The following is an 11,201-nucleotide window of genomic DNA, read 5'->3' on the forward strand; positions in this document are numbered from 1 at the left end:
CGGTCGCAACGTACATACGGCGCGCCGGCGAACCGGATTACATGACCGACGACATCGTCGAACACCGTCGACTCATCATCGCCGGCACCGGTATCTCGGGGCTCTCGGCGGCGATCTACGCCGCCCGGTCGAACAACGACCCGCTGCTCATCGAGGGCGACGAGCCGGGCGGCCAGCTCACGCTGACGACCGACGTGGAGAACTACCCCGGGTTCCCCGAGGGCGTCTCCGGGCCCGGCCTGATCAACGACATGAAAGAACAGGCCGAGAAGTTCGGCGCGGAGGCCCGCAACGGCGTCATCGAGGACGTCTCGAAGGAGCCCGCGGGGCACTTCCGCGTCGCGCTCACCGACGGCGACGCCTACACCGCCGACGCCGTCATCGCCGCGTCGGGCGCCAGCGCCCGGACGCTCGGCGTCCCCGGTGAGGAGGAGCTGATGGGATACGGGCTCTCCACGTGCGCGACCTGCGACGGCGCGTTCTTCCGCGGCGAGGACATGCTCGTCGTCGGCGGCGGCGACGCCGCGATGGAGGAGGCGAACTTCCTGACGAAGTTCGCGGACACGGTGTACGTCGCCCACCGGCGCGAGGAGTTCCGCGCCGAGGACGTGTGGATCGAGCGCACGATGGACGCCGTCGAGGAGGGCGACATCGAGCTCCTCCTCAACACCGAGCTCACCGAGATCCACGGCACCCCCGAGGACGGCATCGATCACGTGACGCTCGTCGAGCATCCCGACGGCCACCCGAAGGAGAAGCTCGACGACCCCGCGACCACCGACGAGGTCGACGAGTACGACTTCGACGTGGGCGCCGTCTTCTACGCCATCGGTCACACGCCGAACACGGACTTCCTGGAGGGGACCGGCATCGAGACCGACGACGACGGCTACCTGATCACCGAGGGCGGCCGCGGCGGCGGGCAGACCCGGACCGGCGTCGAGGGGCTGTTCGGCGCCGGCGACGTGGTCGACTTCCACTACCAGCAGGCGGCCACCGCGAGCGGCATGGGCGTGAAGGCCGCGCTCGACGCCGACGAGTACCTCTCGGACCGCGAGCGCGCCGGCGAGCTGTACGAGGGCGAGGTCGACGCCGCGGCCGCGGACGACTGATAATCGCGTAGTTCCGCGGTTTCTTATGTATCACCGTTGGGTCTCGCTTTCGGGGTCCGACGACTGATAGACCTCGGGTCGACCGTTCATTTATAAATAACCGGCTGTGAATCGGCGGCGAACGATTTCAAAGTCCCAGCCGCTCGCTTATACATCGCTGACCGTAGATCGACGGCGAACGGCTTCAAAGCCCCAGCCGTGAGGACTCGCGCGGCTTGCTGTGCTCCTCGCTCAGTCGCTTTGCTCCTTCGCTGCGGTGCTTACTGCGCCGGGCTTCGTCCTCACGGCTGCCCCTTTGAGTCCCACCCGACAGCGACCGCACAGCACCTCACGCCTCCCCAGCCTCGCGGCTCGTTCGGGGCTCCCTGCGGTCGCCCCTCACTCACCGCGTCCCTCGCGCGTGCGGTTCGCGGCCTGTCGGCCGCTCACCGGCACGCGCCACCGCCGTTCCGCTTATGAAAAGTCGCCGCTCGTTCAGGACAGGATCTCCACGTCGTACCCCTCGGCTTCGAGCGCGTCGACAATGTCGGCGGCGTGTTCGGCGTCGTCGGTCTCTAATTCGAGTTCGAGCTCGGCGGCGTTGACGGCCACGTCGCGGGAGGTGCGGTCGTGGTGGACCGCGTACACGTTCGCGCCGGTGCGCGCGACGATGCTGGAGACCCGCTCCAGCTCGCCGGGCCGGTCCTTCAGGTCGATCGTGATCTTGAGGTACCGGCCCATCTGGACGAGGCCGCGCCGGACCACGGTCCCGAGGCGGTTGAGGTCGATGTTGCCGCCGCAGAGCGCGGCGACGACCGTCTCCCCGTCGTCGTACTCGAAGGCGTCCGAGAGGACGGCGGCGAGCGCGACCGCGCCCGCGCCCTCGACGAGCGTCTTCGCGCGCTCCAAGAGCAGCGTGAGGGCCAAGGCGATCTCGCGGTCGTCGACGGTGACGACCTCGTCGACGTACTCCTGCATGACCGCCAGGGTCTCCTCGCCGATCGACCGCGTCGCGATCCCGTCGGCGATCGTGTCGACGCTGTCGATCTCCGCGACCTCGCCCGCTTCGAGCGACTTCGCGGCCGAGGCGGCGCCCTCCGCCTGAACGCCGACGACGCGCACGTCCGGGATCTGCTCTTTGATCGCGACCGCGACCCCGGAGATCAGGCCGCCGCCCCCGATCGGGACGACGACGGTGTCCAGGTCGGGGCAGTCGTCGACGATCTCCAGGCCGAGCGTCCCCTGGCCGGCCATCACGACGGGGTCGTCGAACGCGTGGACGTAGGTGCGCCCCTCATCGCGCTCCAACTGATGGGCGTACGCCTGCGCCTCGTCGTAGTCGACGCCCTCCAAGCGGACGCTCGCGCCGTATCCGCGGGTCGCCTTCACCTTCGAGACGGGCGCGAACTTCGGCATCACGACGGTGGCGTCGACGCCCGCGCGGCTGGCCGCCAGCGCCACGCCCTGCGCGTGGTTGCCGGCGCTCGCGGTGACGACGCCGGCCTCCCGCTCCGCCGCCGAGAGGGTCCGGATCCGGTTCATCGCGCCGCGGATCTTGAACGCGCCGGTCCGCTGGAAGTTCTCCAGCTTGAGGTGGAGGTCGGCGCCGCTCATCTCCGAGAAGGACCGCGACCGTTCGAGGGGCGTGTGCCGGGCGACGTCCGAGACGCGCTCGCGCGCCTCCCGGATGTCGGCGAGACTGAGCATGCCACCCCGTCGCCGCGCCGACCGCTAATCGGTTCCGGTCGGACGCGACGGGGCACGCGGCGCGCGGCCGCCGCGTCGCGGTCGCCGCGCGGGCCGACGCCGCCGATCCGGCCCGCGGGTGCGGGTCGACGGCGCGGTCGCTCGCGGTGGTAAAGGGGGGAATGCACGCGTGTGACGTGCGAGTGAACCGAGGCGACGAGAATACAAAAAGGTGAGGCTACCAGAGCGAAAGTGAAACCGCACGACTGCGGCGCCGTCATCCGCCCGTCAGACGGTATCTCGGGGAGTCAGCCGCACCCGCACGTCGCGGTCGCCGAGCACCGTCCGCACCCGGTCCGGAAACGGTCCGGTCCCGGGCCACGTCGCGTCCGCGTCGAGGCGGTCGGGGTCGCCGACGTACACCGCGGCGGTGTCCGGGTAGCCGTCCGGGGCGTCGAGCGGCACGGCCTCGCGGACGTACAGGCCGCCGTCCACGTCCTCGTACGCGTCGAGCGCGTCGACCGCCTCCGTCCGGAGGAGCCGCCCGGCGGTCTCGCCGCCCGGCGCGAGCGTCGGGTACCGCCCCTCCACGAGCCGGAGGCCGTCGAGGGTCGCCGGTCCGACGAAGACGAACGAGTCGACGACCTCGGCGACCCGCTCCGGTTCGGTCAGCGTCCCGTACACGAAGACGTCCATGAGGCCCGTGGGTCGCTCGCGGGTTTCAACGTTCGGACGAGTCTCCCGCCGCGGCGTCGATTCCTCGCACGGCGCTCCGCCGCTCGGCGATCCACAACCGTTTTACTCGTTTCCTCGGTTCGATAGGTAATGTCGACGCTGCGCGGCCACCACGCGGTGTCCCTGATCGGGGCCGGTCTCCTCGCCGCCGCCGCGGTCCACCACGTCACCGAGATCGGCGCTATCGGGACCTCCGCGGGGCCGCTGCTGGCGTTCGCGCTCGACGGCGGGATCGCGGTGACGGTCCTCGTCGCGAGCCGCCGGATCGCCCGCAGAGATCTCTCGCCGGCGGAGGAGTGGCGCGTCGCGCGGTGGACCGCCACCGGGACCGTCCTCGCCGTCGCCGCCTTCGCCGCGACGCTCGCCGTCCGCGCCTTCGAGGGGCGGCCGCTCGTCGAGCCGGCCTTCCCGATGCTCGTCGCCGCCGGCGTCGGGGGGCTCGGCGGCGCGGTCGCGGGCTACTACGCCGTCCGCCAGGCCGCGGAGGCCCGGCGCGCCCGCGACGCGGTCCGCGCCGTCTCCTTCGTCAACCATCTCCTGCGGCACGACCTCCGCAACGACCTCTCGACGATCCGCGGCTACGCCGACCTGCTCGACGGCGACGGGGAGGGAGCCGACCACGCCGCGACCGTGGCCTCGAAGGCCGCCGAGGGCCTCGACCGCATCGAGGCGACGAGCGCGGTCGCGGACGCGATCCTCGGCGACGCGGACTCCAGCCGCGTCGACCTCGCGGAGACGACGCGGGGCGTGCTGGCGAGCGTGGCGGACGACGAGTCGGTGACGGTCGAGGCCGACCTCCCGGAGGCGGCGCCCGTCGCGGCCAACGACGGCGTGCGCTCGATCGTTCACAACCTCGTCGAGAACGCGATCGAACACGCCGGCCCGGCGGTCACCGTCCGCGTCTCGGTCCGGGTCGACGGCGACGCCGGCGAGGTCGCGCTCGTCGTCGAGGACGACGGCTCGGGGCTCCCGCCGGAGATCCGTGACGGGTCGTTCTTCGCCGACGAGCCGTCGGCGGCGGACCCGAACGGCGGCGTCAGCGGCCTGCGGCTGGTCGCCACGCTCGCGGGGGCGTACGGCGGGTCCCTCACCCCCGGCGAGTCGCCGCTCGGCGGCGCGCGGTTCGCGGTGCGGCTCCCGCACGCACCGGCCGACTCGACCGGCTCCGACACGTAAAAACCGCGGGCGACCGTCCCGGACGACAGATGGACTTCCCGCGGCTGCGGCGCGTCTGGAGGCGCGTGTTCTCGCTCGCGTGGCCCGTCATGGCTGAGCAGACGTTCCGCACCGCGATGCGGACGACGGACATCCTCGTCACCGCGCTGTTCTCGCCGGCCGCCGTCGTCGCCATCGGCCTCGCCGACCTCTACGCCCGGTTCCCGCTGCGGATCGGGCTCGGCCTCGGCGGCGGCGCCATCGCGCTCTCCTCGCAGGACACCGGCGCGGGCGCGGCGGAGAACCGCGACGAGGCGGTGACGCAGGCGATCCTGCTCGGCGCGCTCGCCGGGGTCCCGTTCGTCCTCTTCGGCTTCCTCTTCGGCGAGTTCGCGATCGGCGTGTTCGGCCGGCTCGTCGGCGAGCGCACCTCGCCCGCGGTCGTCGACCTCGGCTCGACGTACCTCGCGATCGTGTTCGCCACCGCGCCGGCGCGCCACGTCGCCCTCGTCGGCGCCCGCGCGCTCCAGGGGACCGGCGACACCCGCACACCGATGTACGTCAACATCGCGGCCAACTCCGTCAACATCGCGGGGTCGATCGTCTTCGGCCTCGGGCTGTTCGGGCTCCCGCGGCTCGATGTCCTCGGCGTCGGCCTCGCGACCGCGGGCGCCAACGTGCTCACGGCCGGGCTGCTCTGTTTCGCCATCTGGGGCTCGTGGACCGACGCGGAGTTCGCGTGGCCGCGCGACCTCACGATCGCGAAACAGCTCCTCGTCGTGAGCGCGCCCCGCGTCTTAGAGGGGTTCGGCTCCGAGATCGCGGAGTTCCCGTTCAACGCGCTCCTCTTAGGCTTCGGCGAGACGGTCAACGCCGGCTTCCAGATCGGCCGCCGCGTCTACCAGCAGGTGACCGGGCCGCTCTCGCGCGGGTACAACGTCGCGGCGTCGGTGTTGGTCGGGCAAGCGCTCGGCGAGGGCGACCCGGAGACCGCGCGGTTCAACGGGTGGGCCGTCGCGGGCCTCGGCGTGCTCACGGTCGGGTCGATCGGGCTCGGACTCGTCGTCGCCGCGCCGCGGATCGTGCCGATATTCACCGACGACGCGGCGACGGTCGCGTCCGCGGTCGACTTCGCGCGGGTGTACGGCGTCGCCGGCGCCGCCCTCGCCTGCTTCTCCGCGCTCTCCGGCTCGCTCCAGGGGGCCAGCGAGACCCGGATCCCACTCGTCGCGCGCGTCTCGGCCATGTTCGGGCTCTTCTTGGGGCTGTCGTGGCTGCTCGGCCGCACCGCCGGCCTCGGTCCGACCGGCGCGTACGTCGGGGTGTCCGCGGCCTACGCCTGGATGGCGCTCGTCGTCGCCGCCGGCTTCCGCCACACGGGCTGGGCGGGCCGGGCCGCGGACATGATGGACGCCCGCGGGTCCGGACCGGGCGCCGACCCCGACGCGGCCGCCGGCGACGGGTCGCGCGCGGACGATTCGCCGTGAGGCGCCGCGCCGCGGGATGAGCGCCCGCCTCCGCAAGGGAACAGTGATACGGCCGGCGTCCGTCACCGACGTATGTCGAACGAGACGCTGTACGAACGCCTCGGCGGCGAACCGGCCATCGGCGCGGTCGTCAACGAGTTCTACGACCGGGTGCTCGACGACGACCGGGTGAACCACTACTTCGACGACGTGGACATGGCCGACCAGCGCTCGCACCAGACCAAGTTCCTGAGCGCCGTCACCGGCGGGCCGATACAGTACGAGGGCGAGGAGATGGCGACCGCCCACGAGGAGCTGGCGATAACCGACGCGGAGTTCGAGATCGTCGCGACGCACCTCGACGAGGCGCTGCGGGCCTTCGACGTCGACGACGCCGACCGCGAGGCGGTGATGGAGGCGGTCGCCGGGTTCGAGGACGACGTCGTCGGCAGCCCGGGCGGAGACGAGTAGCGGCGAGCGAAGGGGGTAGCGCCGACCCGCCCGCGGGCGGGGACCGCGGATCAGGGCTCGCCGCCGAGCGACTCCTGCTCGGAGCCCGGGTCGCCCCTGAGCCGCCGACGCCGCTTGTCGTACGCCGCCTCCAGCTTCGCGTTCGTGGCCCGGGAGACGAGGTAGCAGTCCGCGTCGCCGTCGTCGCGGGGGTGCGCGCTCGCGACCCAGACGTGGCCGTCGCCGGCCGAGAGGTCGTCCGCCCACCGCTCGGCGGCCGCGCGGCTCTCGAAGGCGTGACGCGGCCCGTCCTCGAAGACGAGCCGACCCACCTTCGCGTTCCGCTTGCGCGCGGACGGCTTGATCGCGACGACGACGCTCACATCCCGGGATCGGACGCCATCGGTAAAAACCTCGTCAGACGCCGGCGTCAGTCGTCGGCGACGGCGCCCGGCTCGGCGTCCGCGGCGTCGGCCTCGGCCGCGAGCAGGCGGTCGAGCCCGTCGACCATCCCGACGACGCTCGCCCGGGTGATGTCCGCGTCCGACGCCGAGACGCTCACCGAGCGGTCGCCCCGCGAGAGGTCGACCTCGACGGTGACGACCGCGTCCGTGCCGCCCGTGATCGCGTCGACGTGATAGGAGTCGAGGTCGAACGCGACGCCGCCGTCAGCGCCGTCCTCCCCGCCGCGCTCGCCGCTCCCGTCGCCCGAAAGCGCCGCGCGGACCGCCTCTAACCCCGCGTCGACCGGGCCGGCGCCGGTGCCGGAGGCGACGCGCTCCTCGTCGCCGACGCGGAGCCGCACCGAGGCGGTCGGGAGGTTCCCGCCGGAGGTCGCCGAGAGGTCGACGAGCTCGACGTGGCGCTCGCGCTCGCGGCCCCGCACGTCGTCGGCGATGGCGAGCAGGTCGGCGTCGGTGACGCGCTTCCCGCGCTCGCCCAGCTCCTTGACGCGGGCGACGACCTCGCGCAGCTCGTCGTCGTCGACCGCCACGTCGTGCTCGGCGAGCGCGGCCTTCACGCCGGCGCGGCCCGCGTGCTTGCCGAGGACGAGCCGGCGCTCGCGGCCCACGGTCTCCGGCGGGTACGGCTCGTACATCGTCCCGTCCTTCAGCGTCCCGTCGGTGTGGATCCCGGACTCGTGGGCGAAGGCGTTGGCGCCGCAGACGGCCTTGTTCGGCGGGAGCGCGACGCCGGTCGCCTCCGAGACGGTCCGGCAGAGCCGGTAGAGCCGCGCGAGGTCGACGGTGTCGACGCCGTACGACTCGCCGAGCGCGATCGCGACCTCTTCGAGGGCGACGTTGCCGGCGCGCTCGCCCACGCCGAGGACGGTGCCGTGGACGGTGTCGGCGCCCGCCTTCAGTCCCGCGTGGACGTTCGCCAGCCCGAACCCGAGGTCGTCGTGGGTGTGGAGGCTCGTCGGGCCGAGGTCGGCGAGCCGCGAGACGACCGCGGCGGTGCGCTCGGGGTCGGCCGCCCCGACGGTGTCGCAGTAGCAGATCCGGTCGGCGCCGGCGTCGAGGCCGGCGCCGAGCAGGCGTTCGAGGTAGTCGAGGTCGGCCCGCGAGCCGTCCTCGCCGAGCACTTCGACCCAGAGGCCGTGGTCCTTCGCGTACTCGACGAGTTCGACGGTCGTCTCGACGACCTCGTCGCGGGTCGAACCCACCTTCGTCTCGACGTGCTTGTCGGAGGCGGGGACGACGAGGTTGACGCCGCCGACGCCGCAGTCGAGCGCGTGGTCGACGTCGCGTTTCACCCCGCGGGCGAAGCTCGTCACCGTCGCGTTCAGCCCCTCGTCGGCGACGCGGCGGATCGCCTCGCGCTCGCCCGCTGAGGTACACGCCGAGCCGGCCTCGATCAGGTGGACGCCCGCGGCGTCGAGCTCGCGGGCGACGCCGACCTTCTCGCCGGGCGTCAGGGAGACGCCCGGCATCTGTTCGCCGTCGCGCAGGGTGGTGTCTAACAGCTGTACCTCGTCGAGGTCTGTGAGCGGTGTTCGGGTCAAAAGGGAGTCCATCGGCTCTGCGGTGGTCTCGGGGTCGGTGCCGCCGCGGGGCGGTCGTGCCCCGTCGTCGTTATCGCCGGAGAATTTCGTGGCCAGCCGCCGCGAGGCGACTTCCTCTATCCTCCGAACGATCGCGAGTGTCTCGCGTCATTCGTGCCCATGCGGACGACACACACACGTATAAACTGCCGGGTCGCGTCAGGTTTGACCGAGCGATCGTCGCCGCGAGCCGCGGTTCGCCGACGGATCCTCGGCGCAGCCGCCGACAGCGTTAGGAGCGTCCCCTGCGACCGGCCCGCATGGAGCGAGTCGCGGTCGACGACGTCGACGTCGTCACGAACCCCATGGGCGTCCACGACATCCGAAAGCCGGTCTCGCGCGCGCTCGGCACCGACCACGTCGCGATGAACTACTTCGAACTCGCGCCCGGCGACGCCTTCTCCGGCGGCCTCCACACGCACGACGACCAGGAGGAGATATTCTACGTCCGCTCGGGCACTGTGACGTTCGAGGTCGGCCGCGACCGCGAGCGCGCGACCGTCGGGCCCGACGAGGCGATCCGCTTCGCCCCGGGCGAGTTCCAGTCCGGGTTCGTGCCCGCAGACGCCGACGAGGAGGTGGTCGCCTGGGCGATCGGCGCGCCGGGCGCGCGCCATGACTGGGACCAGATTCGGTCCGTGGTCGAGTGCCGCGAGTGCGGCAGCGAGCGCGTCCACGACACGGAGCTCACCGACGAGGCGCGGTTCCGGTTCACCTGTACCGACTGCGGCACCTCCTTTTCGCCCTGAGCACGGCTCGCGGGGTGTAGCGGCGACGCAAGGACCGCAAGGAGGAAGCGCCAGAGACTGACTGAGGACCGCAGCGAGCCGCGCGAGTCCTCGCGGCTGGGGCGTTGGAGGGGTTCGTCGCCGCTCCGCGGCTAACTGCTTATAAAGAAACGTCCGTCTCGATGTCCTCGGTCGCCTCGCGCAGGCCGTCCTCGCGGGCGTCGCTCGCGAGCGACCCCTGGATGTCGGCGTCGGTGAGCAGGTCGCGGAATGCGTCGCGGAACCGATCGTTCGCCCGCGTGGAGGCGATGTCGGTGCGTGCGACCGCGGCATACCGGGCGACCGTATCCGGCTGGGCGTCCAGCTCCTCGGCGCACTCGACGATCGAGTTCCCGGCGGCGGTGAGTCGCTCCAGGTCGGCGTACGCGAACGCGGTATCCGAGTCGCCGTCGGGCGCGTCGACCTCGCGGTCCGACTCGCGCACGAGGTGGAGGTCGAGGCGCGCTTTCCGGACGGTCTCGGCGTCAATTTCATCCGGATCGACATCGCCGTCGCCGTCTGTGTCAGTCAGTCCGTCGCGGATCGCCGCCGCGATCGCCGCGTCGTCCTCATCTGTGAACCGGCCGCGGGCGACGAGGGCGTAGGTATCGTCGTCGAGGGGCGTCGAGAAGCCGTACCGCTCCCGCATCGCGGCGACGAGGTCGCGGACCCCCTCGCCGACCGCCTCGTCGTCGCGGTCGACGAGGGTCCCCCGCGCCGCCTCCTGGCGTTCGGTGACCGTCTCCGAGCCGGTGGCGTCGACGAACAGGTCGCGGAGTTCGGCGGTCTTCTCGTCCATGGGGGCGGTACTACGCGGGCACGGCTGAAAAGCCTCGTGTTGGGTTCGGGCGGCAACGCGGGGCCGCACGGCGCCCGCCGACGCCGCGACGTTCTGAAGTGGCGGTTCGAGAGCGTATTCCTTCAGAGTGTTGAAAAATAAATGCCCGGGCGCAGTAAGTGGAATTTTCTCCCATAAGCGGGCTTTTTCTCTCAAACAATAAGATTTAATAGAGGTCTTGTTATGTATCACCACGACTGTGCCTAGCAACACAACTGGTAACACGAATCACTTTACTACAGGCACGGACGATCCGTCACCCGCCGAACGGTTCGCTCCCGGTACGTTCTCGATAGCCGCACGCGACCCCGACACCGGAGCGTTCGGCGTCGCGGTCAGCACGGCGCTCGTGGGCGTCGGCGCGCTGTGTCCGTTCGTGAGCGAAAACGCGGCGGTCGCGACCCAATCCTACGTGAAGGTATCGCACGGCCGAAACGCGGTCGAGCTCGCCGACAGGGGCGTCTCGGTGTCCACCGCCTGCGAGACGCTGCTCGAAGACGACCCCCACGACACGTACCGTCAGCTCCACGGGGTGACCGCGGACGACTCGTTCCGGTACACCGGTGCGGACTGCGTCGACTGGGCGGGTGACACTGCCGGGGATGACTACACGGTCGCCGGTAACATGCTCGACGGCGCCGACGTTGTCGAGGAGGTGCGCCGCGGCTACGCGGACGCGGACGGCGAGTTCGCCGACCGACTCATCGCCGCGCTCGAAGCCGGACAGGCGGCCGGCGGCGACAAGCGCGGCAAGATCAGCGCGGCGCTGCTCGTCGCGGCCCCGGAGCCGAAGCTGTACCACAACCTCCGGGTGGACAACAGCGACGCGCCGATCGACGAGCTCCGCGAGGCGTACGATCTCGCCGTCGAGACGGAGGCGGAACTCCCGGCGGTCGCCGAGGATCAGCTCGGGGAGTACCCCGACGCGATCGTCGACTTCGGACTGAAACGCTAGCAACTACCACTCAC

Annotated in this window: 11 protein-coding genes; 6 read left to right on the forward strand and 5 right to left on the reverse strand. The window is 71.6% G+C overall.

The features are described from left to right. Window positions 1–41 precede the first annotated feature (41 nt). The gene (locus EXE50_RS05805) at window positions 42–1,112 is read left to right on the forward strand and encodes an NAD(P)/FAD-dependent oxidoreductase (protein WP_137704582.1); all 1,071 of its coding nucleotides are present in this window, start codon (window positions 42–44) and stop codon (window positions 1,110–1,112) included. Window positions 1,113–1,586: 474 nt separating this feature from the next. Here the strand turns inward: EXE50_RS05805 and ilvA are convergent, their stop codons facing one another. Together ilvA and EXE50_RS05815 are read right to left on the reverse strand one after the other, a co-directional pair. Further along, window positions 1,587–2,798: a threonine ammonia-lyase gene (gene ilvA, locus EXE50_RS05810; protein WP_137704583.1), complete on the reverse strand. Its 1,212-nt coding sequence runs from the start codon at window positions 2,796–2,798 to the stop codon at window positions 1,587–1,589. Between the two features lie 267 nt (window positions 2,799–3,065). Continuing rightward, window positions 3,066–3,473, reverse strand: a complete 408-nt coding sequence (locus EXE50_RS05815) for a gamma-glutamylcyclotransferase (protein ID WP_137704584.1) — start codon at window positions 3,471–3,473, stop codon at window positions 3,066–3,068. A 129-nt stretch (window positions 3,474–3,602) separates the two neighbouring features. Here EXE50_RS05815 and EXE50_RS05820 point away from each other — a divergent pair, with 129 nt between their 5' ends. From EXE50_RS05820 to EXE50_RS05830, 3 genes are all read left to right on the forward strand, one after another. Continuing rightward, window positions 3,603–4,688, forward strand: coding sequence for an ATP-binding protein (locus EXE50_RS05820; protein ID WP_137704585.1), 1,086 nt, complete (start codon window positions 3,603–3,605; stop codon window positions 4,686–4,688). 29 nt (window positions 4,689–4,717) lie between these two features. After that, window positions 4,718–6,154, forward strand: a complete 1,437-nt coding sequence (locus EXE50_RS05825) for an MATE family efflux transporter (RefSeq protein ID WP_137704586.1) — start codon at window positions 4,718–4,720, stop codon at window positions 6,152–6,154. Window positions 6,155–6,226: 72 nt separating this feature from the next. Further along, window positions 6,227–6,604 (forward strand): group 1 truncated hemoglobin, encoded by a 378-nt coding sequence (locus EXE50_RS05830; protein ID WP_137704587.1) that lies wholly within the window; start codon window positions 6,227–6,229, stop codon window positions 6,602–6,604. 50 nt (window positions 6,605–6,654) lie between these two features. Here EXE50_RS05830 and EXE50_RS05835 read toward each other — a convergent pair whose 3' ends face one another. Further along, complete coding sequence (locus EXE50_RS05835) at window positions 6,655–6,966, reverse strand: hypothetical protein (protein WP_053772484.1); 312 nt, start codon at window positions 6,964–6,966, stop codon at window positions 6,655–6,657. Between the two features lie 47 nt (window positions 6,967–7,013). Then, window positions 7,014–8,588, reverse strand: coding sequence for an alpha-isopropylmalate synthase regulatory domain-containing protein (locus EXE50_RS05840; RefSeq protein ID WP_394347751.1), 1,575 nt, complete (start codon window positions 8,586–8,588; stop codon window positions 7,014–7,016). A gap of 299 nt (window positions 8,589–8,887) precedes the next feature. Here EXE50_RS05840 and EXE50_RS05845 point away from each other — a divergent pair, with 299 nt between their 5' ends. Beyond that, window positions 8,888–9,376 (forward strand): cupin domain-containing protein, encoded by a 489-nt coding sequence (locus tag EXE50_RS05845; protein WP_137704589.1) that lies wholly within the window; start codon window positions 8,888–8,890, stop codon window positions 9,374–9,376. A gap of 139 nt (window positions 9,377–9,515) precedes the next feature. Here EXE50_RS05845 and EXE50_RS05850 read toward each other — a convergent pair whose 3' ends face one another. Continuing rightward, window positions 9,516–10,193: a hypothetical protein gene (locus EXE50_RS05850; protein WP_137704590.1), complete on the reverse strand. Its 678-nt coding sequence runs from the start codon at window positions 10,191–10,193 to the stop codon at window positions 9,516–9,518. Between the two features lie 331 nt (window positions 10,194–10,524). Here EXE50_RS05850 and EXE50_RS05855 point away from each other — a divergent pair, with 331 nt between their 5' ends. Next, a complete protein-coding gene (locus tag EXE50_RS05855) occupies window positions 10,525–11,187 on the forward strand; it encodes a DUF1028 domain-containing protein (RefSeq protein ID WP_199241381.1) in 663 nt (220 codons plus the stop codon). The last annotated feature ends 14 nt before the right edge of the window (window positions 11,188–11,201 follow it).

Source organism: Halorubrum sp. ARQ200, from assembly GCF_005435115.1.
Taxonomy (GTDB): domain Archaea; phylum Halobacteriota; class Halobacteria; order Halobacteriales; family Haloferacaceae; genus Halorubrum; species Halorubrum tropicale.